The organism is Escherichia sp. Marseille-Q3837 (genome assembly GCF_916618735.1).
In the GTDB taxonomy this organism is placed as follows: domain Bacteria; phylum Pseudomonadota; class Gammaproteobacteria; order Enterobacterales; family Enterobacteriaceae; genus Escherichia; species Escherichia ruysiae.
The window spans coordinates 1,974,214-2,000,804 of the sequence record NZ_CAKAKC010000001.1 but is presented as its reverse complement, the minus strand read 5'-3'; the positions used below and the strand labels follow the sequence as shown (position 1 = coordinate 2,000,804).

At 50.4% G+C, this 26,591-nt stretch carries 24 protein-coding genes; 7 read left to right on the top strand and 17 right to left on the bottom strand.

Annotated elements, in window-relative coordinates; genetic code table 11:
* Nucleotides 1-6: 6 nt before the first annotated feature.
* The 5 genes from ftsB to cysD all read right to left on the bottom strand — a co-directional run bounded on the left by ftsB (nt 7) and on the right by cysD (nt 3,827).
* Nucleotides 7-318, bottom strand: a complete 312-nt coding sequence (ftsB, locus tag LG381_RS09310) for a cell division protein FtsB (protein ID WP_000517479.1) — start codon at nt 316-318, stop codon at nt 7-9.
* Between the two features lie 193 nt (nt 319-511).
* Complete coding sequence (locus tag LG381_RS09305; protein WP_001246115.1) at nt 512-835, bottom strand: DUF3561 family protein; 324 nt, start codon at nt 833-835, stop codon at nt 512-514.
* Between the two features lie 49 nt (nt 836-884).
* Nucleotides 885-1,490, bottom strand: coding sequence for an adenylyl-sulfate kinase (cysC, locus tag LG381_RS09300; RefSeq protein ID WP_001173681.1), 606 nt, complete (start codon nt 1,488-1,490; stop codon nt 885-887).
* On the bottom strand, nt 1,490-2,917 hold the full coding sequence (gene cysN / locus LG381_RS09295; protein ID WP_001090350.1) for a sulfate adenylyltransferase subunit CysN: 1,428 nt from the start codon (nt 2,915-2,917) through the stop codon (nt 1,490-1,492). The genes cysC and cysN overlap by 1 nt, the downstream gene beginning before the upstream one ends.
* Before the next feature lies 1 nt (nt 2,918).
* Nucleotides 2,919-3,827, bottom strand: a complete 909-nt coding sequence (gene cysD, locus LG381_RS09290; RefSeq protein ID WP_000372392.1) for a sulfate adenylyltransferase subunit CysD — start codon at nt 3,825-3,827, stop codon at nt 2,919-2,921.
* Between the two features lie 251 nt (nt 3,828-4,078).
* On the opposite strand from cysD, the gene iap reads away from it, so the two are divergent.
* The gene (gene iap / locus LG381_RS09285; RefSeq protein WP_085461085.1) at nt 4,079-5,116 is read left to right on the top strand and encodes an alkaline phosphatase isozyme conversion aminopeptidase; all 1,038 of its coding nucleotides are present in this window, start codon (nt 4,079-4,081) and stop codon (nt 5,114-5,116) included.
* A 123-nt stretch (nt 5,117-5,239) separates the two neighbouring features.
* Here iap and LG381_RS09280 read toward each other — a convergent pair whose 3' ends face one another.
* The 4 genes from LG381_RS09280 to cysJ form a co-directional block, all read right to left on the bottom strand.
* Complete coding sequence (locus tag LG381_RS09280; protein WP_225762324.1) at nt 5,240-5,392, bottom strand: Hok/Gef family protein; 153 nt, start codon at nt 5,390-5,392, stop codon at nt 5,240-5,242.
* A gap of 264 nt (nt 5,393-5,656) precedes the next feature.
* The gene (gene cysH, locus LG381_RS09275; RefSeq protein WP_032226081.1) at nt 5,657-6,391 is read right to left on the bottom strand and encodes a phosphoadenosine phosphosulfate reductase; all 735 of its coding nucleotides are present in this window, start codon (nt 6,389-6,391) and stop codon (nt 5,657-5,659) included.
* 73 nt (nt 6,392-6,464) lie between these two features.
* A complete protein-coding gene (gene cysI / locus LG381_RS09270) occupies nt 6,465-8,177 on the bottom strand; it encodes an assimilatory sulfite reductase (NADPH) hemoprotein subunit (protein WP_001290645.1) in 1,713 nt (570 codons plus the stop codon).
* A complete protein-coding gene (gene cysJ, locus LG381_RS09265) occupies nt 8,177-9,976 on the bottom strand; it encodes an NADPH-dependent assimilatory sulfite reductase flavoprotein subunit (RefSeq protein WP_225762323.1) in 1,800 nt (599 codons plus the stop codon). The genes cysI and cysJ overlap by 1 nt, the downstream gene beginning before the upstream one ends.
* A gap of 315 nt (nt 9,977-10,291) precedes the next feature.
* On the opposite strand from cysJ, the gene queD reads away from it, so the two are divergent.
* The 4 genes from queD to LG381_RS09245 all read left to right on the top strand — a co-directional run bounded on the left by queD (nt 10,292) and on the right by LG381_RS09245 (nt 12,849).
* Nucleotides 10,292-10,657, top strand: a complete 366-nt coding sequence (gene queD / locus LG381_RS09260) for a 6-carboxytetrahydropterin synthase QueD (RefSeq protein ID WP_016159619.1) — start codon at nt 10,292-10,294, stop codon at nt 10,655-10,657.
* Nucleotides 10,658-10,734: 77 nt separating this feature from the next.
* The gene (locus tag LG381_RS09255; RefSeq protein ID WP_225762322.1) at nt 10,735-12,006 is read left to right on the top strand and encodes an FAD-dependent oxidoreductase; all 1,272 of its coding nucleotides are present in this window, start codon (nt 10,735-10,737) and stop codon (nt 12,004-12,006) included.
* The gene (locus LG381_RS09250; RefSeq protein ID WP_225762321.1) at nt 11,997-12,257 is read left to right on the top strand and encodes a ferredoxin family protein; all 261 of its coding nucleotides are present in this window, start codon (nt 11,997-11,999) and stop codon (nt 12,255-12,257) included. The genes LG381_RS09255 and LG381_RS09250 overlap by 10 nt, the downstream gene beginning before the upstream one ends.
* Before the next feature lie 16 nt (nt 12,258-12,273).
* Entirely contained in the window at nt 12,274-12,849 is a 576-nt protein-coding gene (locus LG381_RS09245) for a glycerol-3-phosphate responsive antiterminator (protein ID WP_001130277.1), read from the top strand.
* Between the two features lie 214 nt (nt 12,850-13,063).
* Here LG381_RS09245 and LG381_RS09240 read toward each other — a convergent pair whose 3' ends face one another.
* The 5 genes from LG381_RS09240 to LG381_RS09220 all read right to left on the bottom strand — a co-directional run bounded on the left by LG381_RS09240 (nt 13,064) and on the right by LG381_RS09220 (nt 18,416).
* Nucleotides 13,064-13,924, bottom strand: coding sequence for an electron transfer flavoprotein subunit alpha/FixB family protein (locus tag LG381_RS09240; RefSeq protein WP_225762320.1), 861 nt, complete (start codon nt 13,922-13,924; stop codon nt 13,064-13,066).
* Nucleotides 13,921-14,700, bottom strand: coding sequence for an electron transfer flavoprotein subunit beta/FixA family protein (locus tag LG381_RS09235; protein WP_225762319.1), 780 nt, complete (start codon nt 14,698-14,700; stop codon nt 13,921-13,923). The genes LG381_RS09240 and LG381_RS09235 overlap by 4 nt, the downstream gene beginning before the upstream one ends.
* Nucleotides 14,678-16,015, bottom strand: a complete 1,338-nt coding sequence (locus LG381_RS09230; RefSeq protein ID WP_001098115.1) for an MFS transporter — start codon at nt 16,013-16,015, stop codon at nt 14,678-14,680. Before LG381_RS09230 ends, LG381_RS09235 begins: the two co-directional genes overlap by 23 nt.
* 93 nt (nt 16,016-16,108) lie before the next feature.
* Nucleotides 16,109-17,563, bottom strand: a complete 1,455-nt coding sequence (locus tag LG381_RS09225; RefSeq protein WP_225762318.1) for an FAD-binding oxidoreductase — start codon at nt 17,561-17,563, stop codon at nt 16,109-16,111.
* 67 nt (nt 17,564-17,630) lie between these two features.
* Nucleotides 17,631-18,416 (bottom strand): SDR family oxidoreductase, encoded by a 786-nt coding sequence (locus LG381_RS09220; protein ID WP_000021316.1) that lies wholly within the window; start codon nt 18,414-18,416, stop codon nt 17,631-17,633.
* Between the two features lie 318 nt (nt 18,417-18,734).
* Here LG381_RS09220 and LG381_RS09215 point away from each other — a divergent pair, with 318 nt between their 5' ends.
* Together LG381_RS09215 and LG381_RS09210 are read left to right on the top strand one after the other, a co-directional pair.
* Nucleotides 18,735-20,012: a nitrate/nitrite transporter gene (locus LG381_RS09215; protein WP_225762317.1), complete on the top strand. Its 1,278-nt coding sequence runs from the start codon at nt 18,735-18,737 to the stop codon at nt 20,010-20,012.
* Between the two features lie 26 nt (nt 20,013-20,038).
* Nucleotides 20,039-21,517 (top strand): FGGY-family carbohydrate kinase, encoded by a 1,479-nt coding sequence (locus tag LG381_RS09210; RefSeq protein WP_225762316.1) that lies wholly within the window; start codon nt 20,039-20,041, stop codon nt 21,515-21,517.
* A gap of 1,025 nt (nt 21,518-22,542) precedes the next feature.
* Here LG381_RS09210 and queE read toward each other — a convergent pair.
* The 3 genes from queE to pyrG all read right to left on the bottom strand — a co-directional run bounded on the left by queE (nt 22,543) and on the right by pyrG (nt 26,371).
* Entirely contained in the window at nt 22,543-23,214 is a 672-nt protein-coding gene (queE, locus tag LG381_RS09205; RefSeq protein WP_001199980.1) for a 7-carboxy-7-deazaguanine synthase QueE, read from the bottom strand.
* 133 nt (nt 23,215-23,347) lie between these two features.
* Complete coding sequence (gene eno / locus LG381_RS09200; protein WP_000036723.1) at nt 23,348-24,646, bottom strand: phosphopyruvate hydratase; 1,299 nt, start codon at nt 24,644-24,646, stop codon at nt 23,348-23,350.
* Between the two features lie 87 nt (nt 24,647-24,733).
* Nucleotides 24,734-26,371: a glutamine hydrolyzing CTP synthase gene (gene pyrG, locus LG381_RS09195; protein ID WP_000210857.1), complete on the bottom strand. Its 1,638-nt coding sequence runs from the start codon at nt 26,369-26,371 to the stop codon at nt 24,734-24,736.
* Nucleotides 26,372-26,591: the final 220 nt, after the last annotated feature.

The window sequence follows — 26,591 nt, the reverse complement described above, 5'->3', positions numbered from 1 at the left end:
GCTGATTTATCGATTGTTTTGCCCCGCAGACTGTGCGCGTTTCGACGCGTCAGGCACCAGACGATAGAAAGTTTCGCCCGGCCTGGTCATGCTGAGTTCATTACGCGCTCGTTCTTCGAGCGCCTCCTGACCGCCATTGAGATCGTCAATTTCGGCAAAAAGCTGATCGTTTCGCGCTTTAAGTTTCGCGTTTGTAGCTTGCTGTGCCGCCACATCATTATTGACGCGGGTATAGTCATGTATACCGTTCTTACCGAACCACAGCGAATACTGTAGCCAGACCAGAATAGCCAGCAACAGCAGCGTTAGTTTACCCATCCTGCCCCCTGAAAAACGGCATCTTCATCCCATACATCCGAAGACGACTCTACATCCTCTGTTGGGGATACCGCGACAACGCGGGCAAATGTACCACATTTGTCCATTGTTACGTATACCCAGGGCGTGCGGAACATAATCTCATTATTGGTTACGGTTTGAATTATGAACAGAGTAGACGGGAAAGAACAAATTAGCCCAACAACCACATAAACAGTGCACCAAACATAATACCTACAGTCACCAGGGTAAAAACAATACTGTAGCGTAGCTTTCCGTCCATCAATGAATGCAGCGCAATACCCACCACCACCGCGACGGGCATCAGCGCCAGAAAGAAAGGCCAGGTATAGATAAAAAAGAACAGCGTGTTAGAGCCATAAATCAACATCGGTATCGCCAGCGCACAAAGCCAGGAGACAAAACCGACCACGGCGCCTGGCAGCGACCATGTGGTTTCTTCATCCTCAGTAAGGCTTTCGCTATTTGTTAGTGTAATGTTATGGCTATTACGCATATCTGATCCTGTTACTTTGACGAACCGGGCATGGAAACCCGGTGGTGTCTCAGGATCTGATAATATCGTTCTGTCTCAGTAGATCTAATAATTGCTGAACCAAATTTGTTACTAATTGTTCACCATTGAGATGAATTTCTGCCGATTCAGGCGCTTCGTAAACCGAATCAATTCCGGTAAAGTTGCGCAGTTCACCGGCACGCGCTTTCTTATATAAGCCTTTTGGATCGCGAGCTTCGCAAATCGCCAGCGGCGTATCGACAAACACTTCGATAAATCGCCCTTCTCCTACACGTTCACGAACCATCTGGCGTTCGGCGCGGTGTGGTGAAATAAACGCAGTCAGCACCACCAGTCCGGCTTCAACCATTAAATTCGCCACTTCACCGACGCGGCGGATATTTTCTTTACGATCGGCATCGCTAAAACCGAGATCGCTGCATAAACCGTGGCGAACGTTGTCGCCGTCCAGCAAATACGTACTGACACCAAGTTTATGTAACGCCTCCTCCAGCGCCCCGGCGACCGTTGATTTACCGGAACCGGAGAGACCGGTAAACCACAGCACAACACCACGATGACCGTGGTGTTGCTCGCGTTGTTGCACAGTGACCGGATGGCTATGCCAGACGACGTTTTCGTCATGCAGCGCCATTATTTATCTCCCAGCAAATCGCGCGCGCCCCAGTGAGGGAAATGGCGGCGCACTAACGCATTCAGTTCCAGCTCGAACGCGCTAAATTCCGACGGCGCAACGGCGGCCTCGTTTTTCGGCTCATGCACCATACCGGCACCAACAGTCACGTTGCTCAGGCGATCGATAAAAATCAGCCCACCGGTAACAGGGTTTTGCTGATAGCGATCTAACACCAACGGCTCGTCAAAGGTGAGATCAACCTGACCAATGCCATTGAGCGGTAAATTTTCAACTTCATGTTGGTTAAGGTTATTAATATCAACCTGATAGCGAATGCCATCAACACGAGCACGCGTCTTCTTACCGGCAATTTTGATGTCGTAACTCTGCCCTGGGGAAAGCGGCTGTTCCGCCATCCATACCACATCCACCGACGCGCTCTGCACTGCCGGTAATGCTTCGTCTGCCGCCAGCAGCAGATCGCCACGGCTGATGTCGATCTCATCCGTCAGCACCAGAGTGATCGCCTCTCCGGCAAAGGCTTCTTCGCGATCGCCATCAAAAGTGACGATCCGCGCAATGTTTGACTCCACTCCCGAAGGCAACACTTTGACTCGTTGCCCGACTTCCACACGACCGGATGCCAGCGTTCCGGCGTAGCCACGAAAATCAAGATTCGGGCGGTTAACGTACTGCACCGGGAAGCGCATTGGCTGGGCATCCACCACTCGCTGGATCTCTACGGTTTCGAGCATTTCGAGCAATGTCGAACCGCTGTACCACGGCATACTTTCACTTTGCGAAGCCACGTTATCGCCTTCCAGCGCGGAGAGTGGCACAAAGCGGATATCCAGATTGCCCGGTAATTGTTCCGCAAAAGTCAGGTAGTCTTCACGAATGCGGGTGAACGTCTCTTCGCTGTAATCCACCAGATCCATTTTGTTGATCGCCACGACCAGATGTTTGATCCCCAACAGCGTGGAGATAAAACTGTGGCGACGGGTTTGATCGAGCACGCCTTTTCGGGCGTCGATCAGCAAGATCGCCAGCTCACATGTCGATGCGCCGGTCGCCATATTGCGGGTGTACTGCTCGTGCCCTGGGGTGTCGGCGATAATAAATTTACGCTTCTCGGTGGAGAAATAGCGATATGCCACATCGATAGTGATGCCCTGTTCGCGCTCGGCTTGCAGACCATCCACCAGCAATGCCAGATCCAGTTTTTCGCCCTGAGTGCCGTGACGTTTACTGTCGTTATGCAGTGATGAGAGCTGATCTTCGTAGATTTGGCGGGTATCGTGCAGCAAACGACCAATCAGGGTACTTTTGCCGTCATCAACGCTGCCACAGGTCAGAAAACGCAGCAGGCTTTTATGTTGTTGCGCGATCATCCAGGCTTCGACGCCGCCTTCATTGGCGATTTGTTGTGCAAGTGCGGTGTTCATCTTAAAAATACCCCTGACGTTTTTTCAGCTCCATAGATCCTGCCTGGTCGCGGTCAATCACGCGGCCCTGACGTTCACTGGTGGTGGAAACCAGCATTTCTTCGATGATCTCCGGCAGTGTTTGCGCATTTGACTCCACCGCACCGGTCAGCGGCCAGCAGCCCAGCGTGCGGAAACGCACCATCCGTTTTTTAATCACTTCGCCGGGTTGCAGGTCGATACGGTTGTCATCAATCATCATCAACATACCGTCACGTTCCAGAACCGGACGCTCAGCAGCGAGATACAGCGGAACAATGTCGATATTTTCCAGCCAGATGTATTGCCAGATATCCTGCTCAGTCCAGTTAGAGAGCGGAAAGACGCGGATACTTTCACCTTTGTTAATTTGTCCGTTGTAGTTATGCCACAGCTCCGGACGCTGATTTTTCGGATCCCAGCGATGAAAGCGGTCACGGAAAGAGTAGATACGCTCTTTAGCACGGGATTTTTCTTCGTCACGGCGTGCACCACCAAAGGCGGCATCAAAACCGTATTTGTTCAGCGCCTGTTTCAGGCCTTCAGTTTTCATGATGTCGGTATGTTTGGCGCTGCCGTGCACGAATGGATTAATCCCCATCGCCACGCCTTCTGGATTTTTATGTACCAACAGTTCGCAGCCGTAGGCTTTAGCTGTGCGATCGCGGAACTCATACATCTCGCGGAATTTCCAGCCAGTATCAACATGCAGCAATGGGAAAGGCAGCGTACCTGGATAAAACGCCTTGCGCGCCAGATGCAGCATGACGCTGGAATCTTTACCGATAGAGTAGAGCATCACCGGATTTGAAAATTCTGCCGCCACCTCGCGAATAATGTGGATACTTTCCGCCTCCAGTTGCCGCAGGTGAGTAAGTCGTTTTTGATCCATAACCGTTCCTTTACAATACCGCTATTTTCTTGCCATCAGATGTTTCGACTATAGGGAGCGTAAGAGAACGAATGAAATTACCAATTAGAATGAGTAGTTCCTTAACGGAATAACGATTTGGCAAAGCTAATATCAAAAAGTGCTTAAGGCTCCGGATTTCGGGCATTTAGGAAGATTTGAAATTGTTTTAGCGCAGCGGCAGTTTCATACTATGGTGGTAAAAAAATTTGCATGGTATTTAAGGACTCACTATGTTTTCCGCATTGCGCCACCGTACCGCTGCCCTGGCGCTCGGCGTATGCTTTATTCTCCCCGTACACGCCTCGTCACCTAAACCTGGCGATTTTGCTAATACCCAGGCACGACATATTGCCACTTTCTTTCCGGGACGCATGACCGGAACCCCCGCAGAAATGTTATCTGCCGATTATATTCAGCAACAGTTTCAGCAAATGGGTTATCGCAGTGATATTCGGACATTTAATAGCCGATATATTTATACCGCCCGCGATAATCGCAAAAACTGGCATAACGTGACGGGAAGTACGGTGATTGCCGCTCATGAAGGCAAAGCGCCGCAGCAGATCATTATTATGGCGCATCTGGATACCTACGCCCCGCAGAGCGATGCTGACGCCGATGCCAATCTCGGCGGGCTGACGTTACAAGGAATGGATGATAACGCCGCAGGTTTAGGTGTCATGCTGGAACTGGCAGAACGCCTGAAAAATACGCCTACCGAGTATGGTATTCGATTTGTGGCGACCAGTGGCGAAGAGGAAGGGAAATTAGGCGCTGAGAATTTACTCAAGCGGATGAGTGACACCGAAAAGAAAAATACGCTGCTGGTGATTAATCTCGATAACTTAATTGTTGGCGATAAATTGTATTTCAACAGCGGTGTAAAAACCCCTGAAGCAGTAAGGAAATTAACGCGCGACAGGGCACTGGCAATTGCGCGTAGTCACGGAATTGCCGCAACGACCAATCCGGGTTTGAATAAAAATTATCCGAAAGGCACTGGGTGTTGTAATGACGCCGAGGTTTTCGACAAAGCCGGTATTGCCGTACTTTCGGTAGAAGCAACAAACTGGAATCTGGGAAATAAAGATGGTTATCAGCAACGCGCAAAAACAGCCGCATTCCCTGAGGGAACTAGCTGGCATGATGTAAGACTGGATAATCAACAGCATATTGATAAGGCACTTCCTGGAAGAATAGAACGCCGCTGCCGTGATGTAATGCGGATAATGCTACCGCTAGTGAAAGAGCTGGCGAAGGCGTCTTGATGGGTTTTAACTGATTATTCCCGTGCCTGCAGGAAATCAACGCCACCTGAAACAGAGTAAAAAAAGGGTGCAGGAGACCAAACCATCACAATTCAATACGCGGGGTTTACCCCCGCGTGGTGGCTACTTCTTCGATTCGTAAGCGAGAACTGCCTTAAACTCCATACCACGTTCTCTGATACTCAACTCACACAACGAGTCGCCTACCATCAGCGTGAATCCCAATATTGTAAAACACAGCACTATGATTGCCACAAGGGCATATTTTGTCAGCATGTCTTGCCTCCCTGCAAAGAAGAGACTAACATCCGAATTGCTTAGGTTCGAACGCTGGCCTCAGGTTGATAGAAATATCGCCTGGGGCTTTTGTCCATCTGGAACCTCGCGAATGCTTAACGCCAGACAGCCTCAAGCACCCGACACCATTCTATACCTGTTGATTCTCCCTGCGACGTTCACGTTTAAATGCCGGAATGCTGCTCGCAAAATAAAAACGCCCCCATCATTTCTGACAGAGGCGTTTAATTTATCCGGCGATATTTACCCTTCGTGTAACCCACATTCCCTTTTTAAGCCAAAGAAACGCGTTTCTTCTTCCGCCATGCCGGGTTCCCATTTACGGGTTGTATGGGTATCGCCCACCGATAAATATCCTTCGTCCCATAATGGGTGATATTTAAGACCGTGTTTTTGCAGGTACTGATAAATAGTTCGGTTATCCCAGTCGATAATCGGCAGGACTTTAAATACACCACGCTGGATAGCCAGCACTGGCAAATTAGCGCGACTGCCGGATTGTTCGCGGCGCAGGCCAGCAAACCAGGTTTGCGCGTTAAGTTCTTTCAGCGCCCGGTTCATGGGTTCGACTTTATTGATGTCATTGTACTTTTCAATGCCTTCAACACCTTGCTCCCACAGTTTACCGTAGCGCGCTTCCTGCCAGGCGGCGCTTTCTTTTGCCCTGTAGACCTTCAGATTTAGTTTGAGTTTGTCCGTTAACTCGTCAATAAAGCGGTAGGTTTCCGGGAACAGATAACCGGTATCGGTGAGGATCACCGGAATATCCGGGCGAATCAGGTTCACCAGATGCAGGCTAACCGCCGCCTGAATACCGAAGCTGGAAGAAAGTACATATTCACCGGGCAGATTATCCAGCGCCCAGGCAACGCGGCTTTCAGCGTCCAGTTTTTCCAGTTGGGCATTAGTTTCCGCCAGCGCCAGAATGCGCTCTACCTTCGGTAGTTCGTTCAGGGCGTTTAGATCGAGTCTGGACATAGATACCTCACTGTTTGCCTTGCCTGATGCGACGCTCACGCGTCTTATCAGGCCTACAATATCCCGCTGATGGTTAATCCCACAAATCGCGTGCCGGATCGAGCACCGGGCGAATGATGCCCGCACGCACCGTAAAGTCGCCGAAGCCTTCACCCGCTTCACGCTCTTTCGCCCAGCGCCCTATCAGTTCATCAAGCGACGCCAGGATTTCCGGCTCGGTGATGTTTTCTTTATACATCCGAGGGATACGTGTCCCAATGCGGTTGCCGCCAAGATGCAGGTTGTAGCGACCCGGCGCTTTACCCACCAGGCCCACTTCCGCCAGCATCGCGCGACCACAACCGTTCGGGCAGCCTGTTACACGCATCACGATATGCTCATCGCTGACACCATGTTTCGCCATTAAATTATCGATGTTGTCGATAAAAGACGGCAGGAAACGCTCCGCTTCCGCCATTGCCAGCGGGCAAGTCGGGAATGACACGCAGGCCATCGAGTTTTCACGCTGCGGCGTGACGACATTCATTAACCCGCTCTCTTTGGCGATCTTCTCGATCTTCGCTTTCTCGCTTTCCGGCACACCGGCGATGATCAGATTCTGGTTCGCCGTAATGCGGAAATCGCCTTTGTGGATCTTCGCGATCTCCAGCAAGCCGGTTTTCAACGGACGCCCCGGATAATCAAGGATGCGACCATTTTCGATAAACAGCGTCAGGTGCCAGTTATCATCAATGCCTTTAACCCAGCCAATGCGATCGCCGCGTCCAGTGAACTCATACGGACGGATCGGTTCGAACTTGATCCCCGCGCGACGTTCCACTTCCGCTTTAAACGTCTCAACACCCACACGTTCCAGCGTGTATTTGGTTTTGGCATTTTTACGATCGGTTCGATTACCCCAGTCACGCTGAGTCGTCACGACGGCTTCCGCCACCGCCAGCGTATGCTCTAGCGGCAGATAACCAAACTCGCTCGCGGTGCGGGCGTAGGTTTTTTTGTTACCGTGTTCGATAGACAGCCCACCGCCCACCAGCAGATTGAAGCCTACCAGCTTGCCGTTCTCCGCTATTGCCACAAAGTTCATGTCATTGGCGTGCAGATCGATGTCGTTCTGCGGCGGGATCACTACCGTCGTTTTAAACTTACGCGGTAAATAGGTCTGACCGAGGATCGGTTCTTCATCAGTGGTAGCGACTTTCTCCTGATCGAGCCAAATCTCCGCATATGCACGAGTACGTGGCAGCAGGTGCTCAGAAATTTTCTTCGCCCATTCATACGCTTCCGCGTGCAGCTGCGATTCAAACGGGTTCGAGGTGCAAAGCACGTTACGGTTCATGTCGTTGGCGGTTGCCAGCGCATCAAGCCCGACCGAGTGCAGCATCTGGTGTGCCGGCTTGACGTTCTTTTTCAGAATGCCGTGGAACTGGAACGTCTGGCGGTTGGTCAGACGAATGCTGCCGTAAATCGTGTTGTCTTCAGCAAATTTATCAATCGCCTGCCATTGTCTGGTGGTGATCACTCCACCAGGCAGACGGCAGCGCAGCATCATCGCGTGACGTGGTTCCAGCTTCTGCTCGGCACGCTCAGCGCGGATATCGCGGTCATCCTGCTGATACATACCGTGGAAACGGATCAGCAGAAAGTTGTCGCCTTTAAAGCCGCCGGTCAGGCCGTCGTTTAAATCTTCAGCAATCGTGCCGCGCAGATAGTTGCTCTCAAGCTTCATGCGCTCCGCGTCTGCCAGTTTACCTTCGACCACTAAAGGCCCTGGATGTTTTTCGCTCATTAGTAGACATCTCGCTGATAACGGCGCTCAACGCGCAGCTCACTTAAAAATTCATCCGCCGCTTCGGTGTCCATGCCACCAAATTCGGCAATCACTTCCAGAAGTGCCTGTTCAACGTCTTTCGCCATGCGATTGGCGTCGCCGCAGACATAAATGTGGGCACCGTCATTGATCCAGCGCCACAGCTCTGCGCCCTGTTCGCGCAGTTTGTCTTGTACGTAAATTTTTTCTTTTTGATCGCGCGACCAGGCGAGATCGATACGCGTCAGCACGCCTTCTTTGACGTAACGCTGCCATTCCACCTGATAGAGGAAATCTTCCGTAAAGTGCGGATTACCAAAGAACAGCCAGTTTTTACCCGGCGCTTCGTCGGCGGCACGCTGCTGCATAAAGGCGCGGAACGGCGCGATGCCCGTACCGGGGCCAATCATAATCACCGGCGTTTCCGGATTAGCAGGCAAACGGAAGTTGTCGTTATGTTCGATAAACACCCGAACTTCGCCCTCTTCTTCCACGCGATCGGCGAGGAAGCTGGAGGCACCACCCGCACGGGCGCGACCTTCCACGTCATAACGCACAACGCCGACGGTGATGTGCACTTCGCTCTCGACTTCCGCCTGCGATGAGGCGATGGAATATAAGCGCGGCGTCAACGGGCGCAAAATACCGATGAATGCATCAGCGTCCAGTTGTGCCGGAGAGAAACGCAACATATCGACAATTGGCGTGGTTGCCGCGTAATGCTGCAACTTCGCTTTATCGCCCACCAGCGGCAGCAGCGTTTCACTGCGCGTTAAAGTGGCGTAGTTCTCAACAATATTCGCGGTGTTGACGGTCAGTTCAAAATGCCACTGTAAGGCTTCTGCCAGCGGTAGCGTTTTGCCATCAACAGTGACAGGCTCATCGCCTTTCAACCACAGCAGTTCAACAATCTCTTTTACCAGTGCCGGATCGTTCTGATACCAGACGCCCAGCGCGTCGCCCGGCTGATAGTGCAGGCCTGAATCACCTAAATCGATCTCGATATGGCGAACGTCTTTTTCAGAATTGCGTCCGGTAATTTTCTGGTTAACCGAAAGGCTCGCCACCAGCGGCGCTTCTTTGCTATACGGGCTGGTGTGAATTTCATTTACCGCGCCAGTAGCGACAGATTGCGAAGGTGCCACAACAGGCGCGCGGGACTTCAGAACATCAACCACGCGGGCGCGCCATTCGCTGGCGGCTGCCTGATATTCGACATCAGCATCAACACGGTCGAGCAGGCGCTCACCGCCCAGTTCCGCCAGCTTGCTGTCAAAATCTTTACCGGACTGGCAGAAAAACTCATAAGAGGTGTCACCAAGGCTAAACACGGCAAAAGCGGTATTTTCCAGCTTCGGCGCTTTTTTGGAGAACAGGAACTTATGCAGCGCGACGGCTTCTTCCGGCGGTTCCCCTTCCCCTTGTGTTGAAGTCACCACAATGAGCAGTTTTTCACTGGCGATTTGTTTGAATTTATAGTCGCCTGCGTTCACCAACTTAACGTTCAGTTTTGCCGCTAATAAGTCGTCACGTAACGCTTCAGCGACCCGGCGAGCATTACCTGTTTGCGAAGCGGAGATGATGGTGATACCCGGCATTTCTGCGCCAGGCGCAGGTGTAGCTGCAAGTGTACCTGGCTGCTGGTTAAGTATTCCCCAGAAATAGCCGGATACCCACGCAAGCTGGGTAGGTGTCAAATCAGTAGTGGCTGCCTGGAGGCGAGCCAGTTGCTCCGGGTTCAGCGGAAGCAAAGCGGAAGGTGGGGCCTGTGTCGTCATTCGTCGTTATGTTCCAGTAAGCAAAGCTGTTTCTGCGCCCTGTCTGCGCCCATAAAACAAAAGAGAAGGTAAGGTTAACGGGGCGAACGGTGTGGATTAAAGACGGGATAGCGATAACTAATAACCAAATCGACTAACCTGTTTTAGCAATAGTCTTTAACAACAAAATAGATTTATTAACCCAATGAAAATTAAATAAATATCGACCATCATTAAGATAATTAGGCTATTTTGCGCAACAAACCCATTTTAGATAATGCGAAAAAACAGGCTTTCCGGTACTCTACGCCCGTTTTGTCGTCCTGTAGAGAAATTATGATGTCCACCACGTTATTTAAAGATTTCACCTTCGAAGCCGCTCACCGCTTGCCACACGTCCCACAAGGGCATAAATGTGGTCGCCTTCACGGGCACTCTTTTATGGTGCGCCTGGAAATTACCGGGGAAGTCGATCCGCATACGGGCTGGATTATCGATTTCGCTGAACTGAAAGCGGCATTTAAACCAACCTATGATCGCCTCGATCACTATTATCTCAATGATATTCCTGGCCTGGAAAACCCGACCAGCGAGGTTTTAGCAAAATGGATTTGGGATCAGGTTAAACCGGTTGTTCCGTTGTTAAGTGCGGTTATGGTGAAAGAAACCTGCACCGCAGGTTGCATCTATCGCGGCGAATGATAAGAGTGTGTCGGCGGTCAATTTCGCTTAAGTAACGCTATGTTAGGGTGTTGCGCTCTGGATATATGGGGCACGACATGGAAGACGACTGCGACATTATTATTATCGGTGCCGGCATTGCGGGCACCGCTTGTGCGTTACGCTGCGCGCGAGCGGGCTTATCCGTTCTGTTACTGGAACGCGCTGAAATCCCTGGCAGCAAAAATCTTTCCGGCGGACGGCTATATACCCATGCACTCGCGGAACTCCTCCCCCAATTTAACCTGACCGCGCCCCTTGAGCGACGCATCACTCACGAAAGCCTTTCTCTGCTAACGCCGGATGGCGCAACGACATTTTCCAGCTTACAGCCTGGCGGTGAATCCTGGAGTGTCTTACGCGCTCGCTTCGATCCGTGGCTGGTTGCCGAAGCCGAAAAAGAAGGTGTCGAGTGCATCCCTGGCGCAACGGTGGATGCACTACATATAGAAAACGGCAGAGTATGTGGCGTTATTTGTGGTGACGATATTATCCGCGCTCGTTATGTGGTGCTGGCGGAAGGTGCCAATAGCGTACTGGCAGAACGTCATGGGTTAGTTACCCGCCCTGCTAGCGAAGCGATGGCGTTGGGAATCAAAGAAGTTCTGTCGCTTGAAAGATCCATTATCGAAGAACGTTTTCATCTGGAGAATAACGAAGGTGCGGCGCTATTGTTTAGCGGCGAAATCTGTGATGACTTGCCCGGCGGCGCCTTTCTTTATACCAATCAACAAACGCTTTCAGTTGGGATTGTTTGCCCGCTCTCTTCCCTTGCACAAAGCTGTGTTCCAGCAAGCGAGCTGTTAGCTCGTTTTAAAACACATCCGGCAGTGCGCCCGCTTATCAAAAACACGGAATCGCTGGAGTATGGCGCGCATCTCGTGCCAGAAGGTGGCCTGCACAGTATGCCGATGCAATACGCTGGTAACGGCTGGTTGCTGGTGGGCGATGCATTACGCAGTTGCGTCAATACTGGAATTTCAGTGCGCGGCATGGACATGGCGCTGACTGGTGCGCAGGCAGCAGCGCAAACGCTGATTAGCGCCTGCCAGCACCGCGAGCCGCAAAATCTTTTTCCGCTTTATCATCACAACGTAGAACGTAGCCTGCTGTGGGATGTTCTACAACGTTATCAGCATGTTCCGGCGCTTTTACACCGCCCTGGCTGGTATCGGAAATGGCCAGCGTTAATGCAGGATATTTCCCGTGATTTATGGGATCAGGGTGATAAACCTGTTCCACTGCTGCGCCAGTTATTCTGGCGTCATTTACGTCGTCACGGCTTGTGGCATCTGGCAGGCGATGTTATCAGGAGTCTGCGATGTCTGTAGCCCGTAATCTCTGGCGCGCGGCTGATGCGCCGCATATTGTTCCGTCTGATTCCGTTGAGCGCCAGACGGCAGAACGGTTGATTAACGCCTGCCCGGCAGGTCTTTTTTCGCTCACGCCGGAAGGTGATTTGCGCGTTGATTATCGCGGCTGCCTGGAGTGTGGCACCTGCCGTTTGCTGTGCGACGAATCAACACTACAACAGTGGCGCTATCCGCCTTCCGGATTCGGCATCACCTACCGTTTTGGATAAATAATAAGGATAATTTATGCCCCTCTTACACCTGCTCCGCCAGAATCCGGTGATTGCTGCCGTTAAAGATAATGCCAGTCTGCAACTGGCCATTGATTCTGAATGCCAGTTTATTTCCGTGTTGTACGGCAATATCTGCACCATCAGTCAAATCGTCAAAAAGATTAAAAACGCCGGGAAATATGCCTTTATTCATGTCGATTTGCTGGAAGGAGCGTCAAATAAAGAGGTCGTCATTCAGTTTCTGAAACTGGTGACCGAGGCGGATGGAATTATCAGCACCAAAGCATCGATGCTAAAAGCGGCAAGAGCGGAAGGTTTTTTCTGTATTCATCGTCTGTTTATTGTTGATTCAATTTCGTTTCACAATATTGATAAGCAAGTTGCGCAATCGAATCCGGATTGTATTGAGATCCTGCCAGGCTGTATGCCCAAAGTGCTGGGCTGGGTGACGGAAAAAATCCGCCAACCGCTGATTGCTGGCGGGCTGGTGTGCGATGAAGAAGATGCGCGCAATGCAATTGACGCCGGTGTGGTGGCGCTTTCGACCACCAATACCAGCGTCTGGACGTTAGCGAAAAAATTGCTTTAACGGGATTATCGTAACGGAATTTGTGTGGTTTATAGGCCACATCCGGCATTCAGCGCCTGATGCGACGCTAACGCGTCTTATCAGGCCTACGGGAACCACCAATGTAGGTCGGATAAGGCGTTTGCGCCGCATCCGACAAGCGATGCCTGATGCGACGCTAACGCGTCTTATCAGGCCTACAAGTCCCTGCCCCAGAACCGCATCCGGCTGTACGTTATTGGCACTCTGCGCGAATATTTGTCACCAGCGCCTCCAGTACCGCTTTCCAGTCATCTACCACGCCAACATCTGCCTGTGAAAATACCGCCGCGCTGGCGTCATGATTCACAGCCACCACAAACTGGCTATTACGCACGCCTGCCATTAACGCTGCCGCGCCGGACGCCCCGGCAACAATGCAAATCTCTGGCGCCAGCAAATGCCCGGAAATTCCAATCACTTTTTCCGCATCAAAACCACCGTTCATCACTCGCGCCCGACTGTAGCCCACTTCGGCGCCCAGCTTTTCAGCCAGCATAGCGATTTCATGGCTATCAGCCTCGCCACCCTGCCCCACCACCAGCACCCGTCTGGCTTCTACTAATGGGTCACGGGTAGTATTTTTCAGGTTTTCGATGCTAACAAACCAGTCTGGAAGTGCGCCGGGGACAATGTTTAGTTGCTGCATACCGGATGGCAGCATAGCGTTTTTCGCTGCTCCAGCCTGGCGCGCCAGAGAAAGACATAGCGGACGTTTTTCTGTTTGCAGCGTCGCCGTCAGCGCATTTCCCCAGTGGGATTTGCGCACGCTTACGGTTGGAATATCTAACAAAGTTACCTGGCAGATACTGGCGCCCTGTAAACGCCAGGCCAGCCGGGTAGCCAGTTCATCGCCAAACGCGCCCGACGGAAAGAGAACAACTTCCGCAGGCGTTCGCTGCCACTGTTCCACCAGCGCATCCAGCACTTGTTCCGCCACTACGGGCTGAGGTTCAATTCGCCAGTGCGTCAGTGTACAACCGCTGAAATCCTGTTCTGCCAGCCAGCCTGCCATTGCGGAATGATCCTGATTGATTGTCACGATGGCGATATTCATGGCTGCATCCTCTGGCACAAATAATCCCGCCACAGTATTTGTGCTTTTTCTTTAGCTGTTTGCCCATTAACCAGCGTCGCACCGCGCCGTTGCTCCGGTCTTTCCAGTTGCAGGCACTGTATCGCTGGCGCTTCTGCGACAAGAGTTTCGCGGGTAATCTCCGCTTTCCCCGCCGCCATACGCTGGCGCATCCCCGGTACAGGCAAGGCCACTTCGCCACACTGACGCACGGCAATCACCGCAGGTAAGCGGACACGGCAACAACGCAGCCCGTTTTCAGTACGCTGTTCGAGAGTGATAAACGGCGCGTCGAGAGTAAAACGCTCCACCTGCGTGAAACAGGGCCAGGCCAGTATTTCCGCCAGCAAAAACGGCGTTTGCCCGTTCTGACCTTCGCTGCTTTGGCAGCCGGTAATAATCAAATCCATCGGATTCAGGCGCTGCCATTCGGCAATATGGCGAGCGACAAATTCCGGGGCAAAACGCAGTATTGCCGTCGTCTCCAGTAATACAGCTTCCTCAAACCCAAGAGCAGTGAGATAGCGCAGCCAGTGCAACGCCCGTTCATCGCCCATGCTCAACGCGGTTAAAGTCATCGGCGTGCCACTTTTTCTCTGCGCCAACAGTAGCGCGGCAGCGGCCTGTTCATCAGCGCCGAGTAAACTTCGCAGCAACGAAACATCCGGCCCACTATGCCCCTGAGCCGCCGCCTGCCACTCTTTTTCCGCTAACATTCCGGCATCCGGTTCAGCTTTAAACGCTAACAGAATGTTCATTTGCACCTCCAACATTTCCCGCCGCCACCAGCGGGAGTGCTTTGGTTTCTGGCGCCCAAAGCCAGGTCACGATAAAACCAATCAATAACACTGCCGCCAGGAGCAATAAGGTGACCTGCATTCCCCACTGCGCCAGAATCCACGGCAGCAGGCCGGTACTTACCGCCGCGCCAAGTCGGCTCATGGCGGTGGCAAAACCAACGCCCAACGAGCGAATGTCAGTAGGAAAACTTTCCGCAGGCAAAATGCCCACCAGGTTACTGACTGCCGAAATGGTGGTACTGAAGAGGACAAAAAGCAGCAACGTTAGCGAACTGCCAGAAGGCAAACAGGCCATCACCATCAACGTGACCGCCAGCAGCAGAAAACTGCCAAGTAAAAATTTTCGATGTGCCAGCAGGTGGGTCAGGAATAAACCTAATATCGCGCCAACAATTAACAACGCATTGAGCATCAAGCTGGCAGTCAGCGCATCTTCCAGACCAATAGTCTGGGCGATAGTCGGCAGCCAGGTGTAAATCACAAACCACGGGATCACGAGGCAGACAAAGAACACGCTGTTAAACACCGTGCGTCGCCAGTAGCGCGAAGAGAACAAAGTTCTGATGTGTTTATGGGTCGCCGTTGCGACTTCATCGCCCAGTAAAACATGGGAACCAAAATAGCGATGTACGATAGCGTGAGCTTCTGCAAAACGTCCCTGACGCAGCAACCAGCGCGGCGATTCCGGCGTTCCCCAGCGTAAAAGCGTAATCAGCAAGGCTGGCAACGCCGCAGAAGCCAGCAGCCAGCGCCAGGCTTCCGGGCTTTCGCTAATAAAGTGATGTCCGGCAAGACTTGCCAGCACGTAGCCCACCGTCCATACCACGCTGAACGCCCCCAGCAAAATACCGCGATGGCGGCGCGGGGAAAATTCTGCCAGCAACGTGTGGCCTACTGAATAGTCGCCTCCCAGACCAATGCCGATCAAAATGCGCAGCCCAATAAGATGCTCTGGCGTAGTGGCAAAATATTGTAAAAACGAAGCGAGCGTAATCAGCAAGAAGCTGAAAGTGAAGATTTTTTGCCGGCCAATATGGTCGGAGATCCAGCCCAGAACCAGGCTGCCGATAAACAGGCCAAGCAGCGCCGAGCCGCCGATCATTCCCGCCATAAACGGCGTCAGTTGCATGACAGGCGTAAGCTGAATGATGGCGTAACCAATGACGCCAAGAACATAACCGTCGGTCAGGTGCGCGCCGAAAGTGAGCGCAGCAATTCGACAGTGAAAACGGTTAAGTGGTAAATCATCCATTCGCACCGGTGAAGTGTTCATCTTTACCCCTTCATTGTCCGGTAATAAGAACGGCTTCCCGGTTGAGAAGCCGAAAAGGCAACGACCCGTCATCGCGGGACGCTGCCTGGAATATTATTTTTCAATCGGATAGATAGTACCCGTATTCATAATGCCGTTAGGATCGAACTGCTTTTTCAGTCCTTCCAGCAATGCCCACGCGCTGCCGTGTTCCAGTTTGCTCCAGTGAACGCGATGTTTACCGATACCGTGGTGGTGCACCATCGAACCACCGAGGCGAATGGTTTCTTCGCAGATAATTTTGTTGAGCGGATTATGGTACTTGTCGATTTCCTCTTCCGGCTTACAGTCAACAACGTTGTAGTCGTAAACGAAGTACATGTTGGTGCCGTTCTGGTAGCTGTGAGAGGAGTGACCGCCCAGCATGGTGATGTCGTCGGCGTGTGGGAACTCGGTACGAATACGGTTGATGACGCTTTCGTAAATTTCGTGAATGCAGCTCCAGCAGCCGGACACTTCGGTGGTAAAGCCCATGTTGCCAGTTTTGAGGATCTGCACACGTTCGGCAGCCACTTTATCCGGTCCCCAGTTCAGGTGATTAAACCAGGTTTCGATCAGCTTGCTGTCCACGCTCCGGCATTGCGGGTAGCGGGCAACGATTTCCGCAATCCCTTCGCCTGTGGCCTGTGCGATGCGCGGATTGCCTTCAGCCATAAAGATCAGCACACATTTTCCGTCGGCAAAATGCGTGAAGTGCTGCGTACCATCTTCAGCGTCATACAAACGAGCAATCGACGGGCGATACCCTTCCACCATGATTTCGCGCAGGATGTCGAAGCCGGTTTTCATGTCTTCCAGGATATAGCCGTAGAAGAGGTTGTTTTCTGGCGTGAATTTGAAGATTTTCACTGTCACTTCAGTGATATAGAACAATGCGCCTTCGTTGCCGATGATGATGTGACGAATGTCCGGGCCAGCCGCGCGGCGTGGCACGTTTTTAATGCGTGTCACGGTGCCATCTGCCAGTACCGCTTCCAGACCAACGACCATATCCTCAATAGCGCCGTAGAGTGTGGAGAACTGTCCGATACTGCGAGTCGCCACCAGGCCGCCCATCTGTGCCAGCGGTTTTGACTGCGGAGAATGCCCCGTGGTGTAGCCTTTTTCACGCAACGCGTTTTCCAGCACTTCCAGCGGAACGCCACATTGCGCCGTCGCCTGCATATTCTCAATATCAATATTAATGATTTGATTCATGGCGGAGCCATCGAGCACCACCGAGTTTTCCACTACGGTTTCCAGTCCACCTTCGGTGGCGGAAGCGCCGGTACGCGGCACACCGTTAATTTTGTGCGCATTCATAAAATTCAGCACACGGGATACTTGTTCTGTGGAACCGAGTTTTACGACCGCTGCCGGAATAGGCAAAGTATAAATACCATGAATATCCGGAAATTTACGAAAACGGTCAATGCTATTTTTCTTTAATACAGTTTCATCGGTAATAACGCGATCTGCACCAACAATTTCCTTTAGCTGGTCGACAATCGCTGCGCGAGATAAAGACATAATAATTCCTTCCTGATAATAAAAATGGAATAGTCATTAATAAAAAAACAGAAACCACCGTTATGGATTAGCGCACTAAATAACCGCCATCAACAACCAGCAAATGACCATTAACATAGTTTGAAGCCGGACTTGCGAGGAATATTGCTGCCCCCATTAAATCCTGAGTATCACCCCAACGGTTTGCCGGAATATGGTCAAGAACACGCTGATTAGTTTCTGGATTACTGCGTGTCGCCAGCGTAATATCTGTTGCATAATAGCCAGGGGCAATACCATTTACCTGAATATTATATTGACCTAGTTCATCACAATAAGCTTTGGTGAATCCGGCAAGGGCGTGTTTAGTGGCAGAATATGCTGGAGACCATTGCCCGCCCAGGTAAGAAAACAATGAACAGATATTAATGATTTTACCGCTTTTTTGCGGGATCATAATTTTTGCCGCTTCGTAACTCAGCTCAAAAGCGGCTGTCAGGTTCACATCAATCATCGGGTCCCAGTCAGCACGACCGAAGTCCAGCACCTTATTCAGCTTACAAATACCTGCGTTATTGACCAGAATATCGACGGTGCCAAAACGCTCACAACAGGCGGCGATGATCTTCTGTGGCGCGCCTTCTGCGGTGATATCCACCTGCATAAAATCAACTTCAACGCCCTGTTTTTCAATAATTTCCTTCGTTTCGCCATTATCTTTGACGAAGCTTGGAATAAAGATATTTGCACCTGCTTTTGCCAGTGCCATCGCAAATGCCTGGCCTAACCCGCTATTCCCACCGGTAACAATTGCCGTTTTACCTTTCAGGGAGAAAAAATCCATTGAGAACGCATTGAGAGATTCGATTGACATAGTTAGCTCCAATTTCCGTAAGGCAAAAAAAAAGAAAGGTAACTTCCCCCGCGAGAGGGAAGTTACCTTTCTCATTATCTCTGGTAACTGGGAATAATTTTTAGCATAAGGACATAATCGCTTATGTGATCATAATCACAGTGTGCTATTTGTATTGTCAAATGTTTTTAAAAAGTAGAATCGTGATTACTCTCACACAACACCTCTGCTTTCCATGTTATTTCTTATCGCAATTACTAGAGACCTGAGAAAAGTAATCCTCCTGAAAGGGCGGCTTACTTTTCTCTTTTTTTTGTCTATTACAAATGGGAATACGATATGCAACACAACTCATATCGCCGTTGGATAACCCTCGCGATAATCAGTTTTAGCGGCGGCGTTAGTTTCGATCTGGCTTATTTACGTTATATTTACCAAATTCCCATGGCGAAATTTATGGGATTCAGCAATACCGAGATAGGTTTAATAATGAGTACCTTTGGTATTGCGGCTATTATTCTTTATGCCCCCAGCGGCGTTATTGCCGATAAATTTTCACACCGCAAAATGATTACTTCCGCGATGATCATTACCGGATTATTAGGCCTGATAATGGCAACATATCCACCATTATGGGTAATGCTTTGTATCCAGGTCGCGTTTGCGATAACGACGATTTTAATGCTGTGGTCGGTATCGATAAAAGCCGCCTCATTGCTTGGCGATCATAGCGAGCAAGGGAAGATCATGGGCTGGATGGAAGGGCTGCGCGGCGTCGGCGTAATGTCGCTGGCGGTGTTTACCATGTGGGTCTTTTCCCGCTTCGCACCGGATGACAGTGCCAGCCTGAAAACGGTCATTATCATCTACAGTGTGGTTTACATTCTGCTGGGCATCTTGTGCTGGTTTTTTGTTAGTGATAACAATAGCCTGCGTAGTACCAATAACGAAGAAAAACAGTCATTCCAGCTTAGCGACATCCTGGCCGTTTTGCGCATCAGCACAACCTGGTATTGCAGCATGGTGATTTTTGGCATCTTCACCATCTACGCCATTCTGAGTTACTCCACCAACTATCTGACCGAAATGTATGGCATGTCGCTGGTGGCGGCGAGCTACATGGGGATTGTGATCAATAAAATCTTCCGCGCGCTGTGCGGCCCGCTTGGCGGCATTATCACCACCTACAGCAAAGTGAAATCTCCTACCCGCGTGATCCAAATCCTTTCCGTAATCGGTTTGCTGGCGCTGACTGCCCTGCTCGTCACCAACTCTAACCCGCAATCGGTCGCGATGGGGATTGGCCTGATTTTACTGCTGGGATTCACCTGCTACGCCTCACGTGGGTTGTACTGGGCCTGCCCCGGTGAAGCGAGAACACCGTCTTACATTATGGGCACCACGGTGGGTATTTGTTCAGTGATTGGATTCCTGCCGGATGTCTTCGTTTACCCAATTATCGGTCACTGGCAAGACACTCTGCCCGCAGCAGAAGCCTACCGCAATATGTGGCTGATGGGCATGGCGGCGCTCGGCATGGTGATCGTCTTTACCTTTTTGCTGTTCCAAAAAATTCGTACTGCTGATAGCGCCCCCGCAATGGCTAACAGCAAGTAAGCCAGAAAAATTACAGGAGAAAAATCATGTCGAAAAAATACATCATAGGGATTGATGGCGGAAGTCAGAGCACAAAAGTGGTGATGTACGATCTGGAAGGTAACGTGGTTTGCGAAGGCAAAGGCTTATTACAGCCGATGCACACGCCGGATGCCGATACCGCAGAACATCCTGACGATGATTTATGGGCATCATTATGTTTTGCCGGTCACGATTTGATGAGCCAGTTTGCCGGAAATAAAGAAGATATTGTTGGCATTGGTCTGGGATCAATCCGTTGCTGCCGTGCGTTATTGAAAGCCGATGGTACGCCAGCCGCGCCGTTGATTAGCTGGCAGGATGCACGCGTAACGCGTCCCTACGAACACACTAATCCTGATGTGGCGTATGTCACCTCTTTTTCGGGTTATTTGACGCACCGTTTAACGGGCGAGTTTAAAGACAATATCGCCAACTACTTTGGTCAATGGCCGGTGGATTATAAAACCTGGGCATGGGGCGAAGATGCCGCAGTGATGGAGAAGTTTAATATCCCTCGCCAAATGCTGTTTGATGTGCAAATGCCGGGCACCGTGCTTGGGCATATAACACCACAAGCTGGACTGGCGACACATTTCCCGGCCGGGCTGCCGGTGGTGTGTACCACCAGTGATAAACCGGTAGAAGCACTAGGTGCCGGGTTACTGGACGATGAAACGGCAGTGATTTCATTAGGCACCTACATCGCGTTGATGATGAACGGCAAAGCACTGCCGAAAGATCCGGTAGCGTACTGGCCGATTATGTCTTCTATTCCGCAAACGTTGCTGTATGAAGGTTACGGTATTCGCAAAGGTATGTGGACAGTGAGCTGGCTACGCGACATGTTGGGCGAGTCGTTAATTCAGGATGCCAAAGCGCAGAATCTGTCGCCGGAGGATTTGCTCAACAAAAAGGCGTCTTGCGTACCACCGGGTTGTAACGGACTGATGACGGTGCTGGACTGGCTGACCAACCCGTGGGAACCGTATAAACGCGGGATTATGATCGGCTTTGATTCCAGCATGGACTACGCATGGATATATCGTTCGATTCTGGAAAGCGTGGCGCTGACGCTGAAGAATAATTACGACAATATGTGTAATGAAATGAATCACTTTGCCAAACATGTGATCATTACTGGCGGCGGTTCGAACAGCGATCTGTTTATGCAAATTTTTGCCGACGTGTTCAACCTTCCGGCACGGCGTAACGCCATTAACGGCTGTGCAAGTTTGGGAGCAGCAATCAATACGGCGGTAGGTCTGGGTCTGTATCCGGATTACGCAACGGCAGTCGACAAAATGGTTCGCGTGAAAGATATCTTTATGCCTGTTGAGTGCAATGCCAAACGCTACGACGCGATGAATAAAGGCATTTTCAAAGACCTAACCAAACACACTGATGTGATTTTGAAAAAATCGTATGAAGTGATGCATGGTGAGCTGGGAAGTGCGGATTCGATCCAGAGCTGGTCGAATGCGTAAGTAAGGAAGACCGGGCGGGAAACTGCCCGGGCTGAACCCTACTGAAAGGTTTATCCCCGCTGACGCGGGGAACATAAGTTCGGCAACTTAAAAAATGAGAACAAGTCCGGTTTATCCCTGTTTTTACAAGGAATATTAACTGCAATCGATATCCTTAGAATAAAGAACAACGCGAATCGTACTTTATCAATTCTCACTTAAAGTATGAACTGGATATCTTTATCCATAAGAACTATTCATCAATAGTGCATAAAATGGGTTATGCAAAATCACTAATTAACCTCAAAAAACAACCGCAAATTATACTGATTCATTACTTAATCAATGAACAATAAGTTCAAAAATCAAACTCTTCTTTACTTTTATTCTGAAAAACTAATTAATAGCCAGATATATTGCTGAAAATGAAACAAGATAGTAGAAGGTTTTAATGGTTTAAGTAATTATACAAATGCCACTTTAATTAAAATTGAGTTTTTTGTGTTGATAAGTGTGAAATCCTCGGGGGTAGAGAGTTATTTTGAACTACCTAGATATGTTATTTATTGCTGATACAGGGAACGAAAAATAATATGGGAAATAGAGGACGGGTGATACGGTTTATCCCCGCTGGCGCGGGGAACTCTTCACACATCCCGGAGCGATTGTGCTCGACCCCGGTTTATCCCCGCTGACGCAGGGAACTCTCTAAACATAACCTATTATTAATTAATGATTTTTTAAGCCAGTCACAATCTACCAACTTTACAGGATCACACAAACAACACATCTACTATGTTAAAGAGCACTTAATCCATTGATTGAAAAGGTAAATATTTAAAATAAATCTATAAAAACTAAAATCTGCCAAACTTCACCGCAATAATTTTCACTCCAGCGAAAAATTAACGCCACAGAATTTGTAGAGAATGGCAATGATTAGTCCAGGATGGGCAAAATGGAGGTTTTTCAGAGGCGACAAAGAATATAAATGAGTGGAATTCTTTTACAGGTTCCACCCATTTATAACGCTTATAAATGTTTAGTCAGGCAATATTCAAATATTTATGCGTTTGCATCGACAAACGCCAGTTCCGCGCAATGCAGGTATCGATACATAAACGCGTGGCATCTTCTTTCTGACTAATCGGCTGAAGGGCAATGACTCGCGGTTTATCATCGGTCAGCGTCGCCAACAATTCATCCAGTGCTTCAATATCCCGTACGCGTCCAACCGGATGTTTAATTTCATTAGCTCGTTCCAGCGCCTGAGACAACACTTCATAGCCGCCGCGCATGTTCAGCTTTGGCGACACGGTAACCCAGGTATTCGGTGTGCAACGCACTTCATGAGTGCCGCTGGTTTCGATCTGGCAGCTAAAACCGTTCTTTTCTAGCAGGTCAGTCAATGGCAGCAAATCATGAATGCAAGGTTCACCACCAGTAATCACCACGTGACGCGCGGTATACCCCTGACGACTAATGACCGCTAACAAATCTTCGCTGCTCGCAGCCCCCCACTTATCACTCTCTTTGGTTTTCGCCAAAATGCTAAAAAGAGAAACTTCCCGATCCTCAAGTTTTTCCCATGTGTGTTTGGTATCACACCAGGCACAGCCGACCGGGCATCCCTGTAAACGAATAAAAATGGCGGGGACGCCGGTAAAGTAACCCTCACCTTGCAGGGTCTGGAACATCTCGTTAATCGGGTACTGCATAGCATTCTCTGTAAAGTGGATAATTGTTAATTATTGCAGATTTCCCCCGCCCGGTCATGCGCAGCGGCTGTGCTATAAATGGACGTAAAAAAACCCGCCGAAGCGGGTTTTTTATTAAGATGCTAAGTCAGACTTATGCCTGGCCTTTGATCTCTTTACGACCGTTGTACGGTGCTTTTTCGCCCAGAGCTTCTTCAATACGAATCAGCTGGTTGTATTTAGCAACACGGTCAGAACGGCTCATAGAACCGGTTTTGATCTGGCCTGCAGCAGTACCAACAGCCAGGTCAGCGATGGTAGCGTCTTCAGTTTCACCAGAACGGTGAGAGATAACTGCAGTGTAGCCAGCGTCTTTCGCCATCTTGATTGCAGCCAGAGTTTCGGTCAGAGAACCGATCTGGTTGAATTTGATCAGGATGGAGTTAGCGATGCCTTTTTCGATACCTTCTTTCAGGATCTTGGTGTTGGTTACGAACAGGTCGTCACCAACCAGCTGGATTTTGTCGCCCAGAACTTTGGTCTGGTATGCGAAACCGTCCCAGTCAGATTCGTCCAGACCGTCTTCGATAGAAACGATCGGGTACTGTTTGGTCAGTTCTTCCAGGAAGTGAGTAAATTCTTCAGAGGTGAACGCTTTGTTGCCTTCGCCAGCCAGAACGTATTTACCGTCTTTGTAGAATTCAGACGCTGCGCAGTCCATCGCCAGAGTGATGTCTTTGCCCAGTTCATAACCAGCAGCTTTAACAGCTTCAGCGATAACAGCCAGAGCTTCAGCGTTGGAACCCAGGTTCGGCGCATAGCCACCTTCGTCACCAACAGCAGTGTTCATGCCTTTCGCTTTCAGAACTTTTGCCAGGTGATGGAAAACTTCAGAACCCATGCGGATGGCTTCTTTCACAGTTTTCGCGCCAACCGGCTGAATCATGAATTCCTGGATATCAACGTTGTTGTCAGCGTGCTCACCACCGTTGATGATGTTCATCATCGGAACCGGCATAGAGTATTTGCCCGGAGTGCCGTTCAGTTCAGCGATGTGCTCGTACAGCGGCATACCTTTAGCAGCTGCAGCAGCTTTGGCGTTAGCCAGAGATACAGCCAGGATTGCGTTCGCGCCGAATTTGGATTTGTTTTCGGTGCCGTCCAGGTCGATCATGATCTTGTCAATGCCAGCCTGATCTTTAGCATCTTTGCCAATCAGCGCCTGAGCGATCGGGCCGTTTACCGCAGCAACAGCTTTGGTTACGCCTTTGCCCAGGAAACGGGATTTGTCGCCATCGCGCAGTTCCAGTGCTTCACGGGAACCAGTAGAAGCACCTGACGGAGCAGCTGCCATACCGACGAAACCACCCTCCAGGTGTACTTCGGCTTCAACAGTCGGGTTACCACGGGAGTCGATGATTTCACGACCGATGATTTTTACGATTTTGGACATTAGGGTTTCCTCAAGTCACTAGTTAAACTAAAACTCCAGACAAACAACGCGTACCCTGGGTACGCGTTGCCGTTCTAACTTTTTTACTTACTTCGCCTGACGTTTCTGGAACTCGCTGGCGGCTTTCACAAAGCCGGCAAACAGCGGGTGGCCATCACGTGGAGTAGAAGTAAACTCCGGATGGAACTGACAAGCCACGAACCACGGGTGATTCGGAACTTCGATGATCTCGACCAACTGATCATCCCCGGAACGGCCCGCAACGCGCAGACCTGCATCTTCAATCTGTTTCAACAGCATGTTGTTGACTTCGTAACGGTGACGATGACGCTCAACAATTGTCGGCGCATTGTACAGCTGGCGAACCAGGCTATCGTCAACCAACTGGCACTGCTGTGCGCCGAGACGCATGGTGCCACCGAGATCGCTCTTCTCGCTACGAACTTCAACGTTGCCGTTTTCATCACGCCACTCGGTAATCAGCGCCACAACCGGGTACTTACAGTCTGGCACAAATTCCGTAGAGTTGGCGTTCTCCATGTTGGCAACATGTCGAGCGTAATCAATTAACGCCACCTGCATACCCAGGCAAATGCCCAGATAAGGAATATTGTTCTCACGCGCAAAGCGTGCGGTAGTAATCATGCCTTCTACGCCACGATAGCCGAAACCGCCAGGTACGAGGATCGCGTCCAGACCTTTAAGGATTTCAACACCGCGCGTTTCAACATCTTGTGAATCGATCAGTTTGATGTTGACGCTGACACGATTCTTCAGCCCACCGTGTTTCAGTGCTTCAATCACGGATTTGTAAGCGTCTGGCAGTTCGATGTACTTACCGACCATACCGATGGTGACTTCACTCACCGGATTCGCTTCTTCAAAGATAACCTGTTCCCATTCGGACAGATCCGCTTCCGGGCAGTTCAAGCTGAATCGTTTACAAATATAATCGTCCAGCCCCTGAGATTTCAACAGGCCCGGAATTTTATAGATGGAATCGACGTCTTTCAGAGAAATAACCGCTTTTTCCGGAACATTACAGAACAATGCAATCTTCGCACGTTCGTTTGCCGGTACGGCGCGATCTGAACGACAAATCAGGATATCAGGCTGGATACCGATAGAGAGCAGCTCTTTTACAGAGTGCTGAGTCGGTTTAGTTTTGACTTCACCAGACGCTGCCATGTACGGCACCAGCGTCAGGTGCATAAACAGAGTATGTTCGCGGCCAATTTCAACAGCCAACTGGCGAATCGCTTCGAGGAACGGCAGAGATTCAATATCACCTACAGTACCGCCGATTTCGACCAGAACCACGTCGTGGCCTTCGCCACCGGCAAGAACGCGTTCTTTGATAGCGTTAGTAATGTGCGGGATAACCTGTACGGTTGCGCCGAGATAGTCGCCACGGCGTTCTTTACGCAGAACGTCAGAGTAGATACGACCCGTGGTGAAGTTGTTACGGCGGCTCATTTTGGTACGAATGAAACGCTCGTAGTGCCCCAGGTCCAGGTCGGTTTCAGCGCCGTCTTCAGTAACGAACACTTCCCCGTGTTGGATTGGGCTCATAGTACCTGGATCGACGTTGATGTACGGATCCAGTTTCATGATGGTCACATTGAGGCCACGGGCTTCAAGAATGGCTGCGAGGGAGGCTGCGGCAATGCCTTTACCCAGAGAGGATACGACCCCGCCGGTCACAAAAATATAGTTCGTTGTCATGCTGAACCTGAGAAGTTAGGTTGAAAAGACGATGGAATAACCAGGACGGGAAAGCAGTATACCCGAACATGACCTGTGCCACAAACTTTCATTATCCCTCCTCTTCGCCAGCGCACTATTGAAATCAGGAGTGAGAAAATAGCCCCTTTGGGGTAAATGTTTTTGACGCAAATCAATCGCTTGTCATTTAAAAAATGACACAAATCGCGCTTGACCGCGT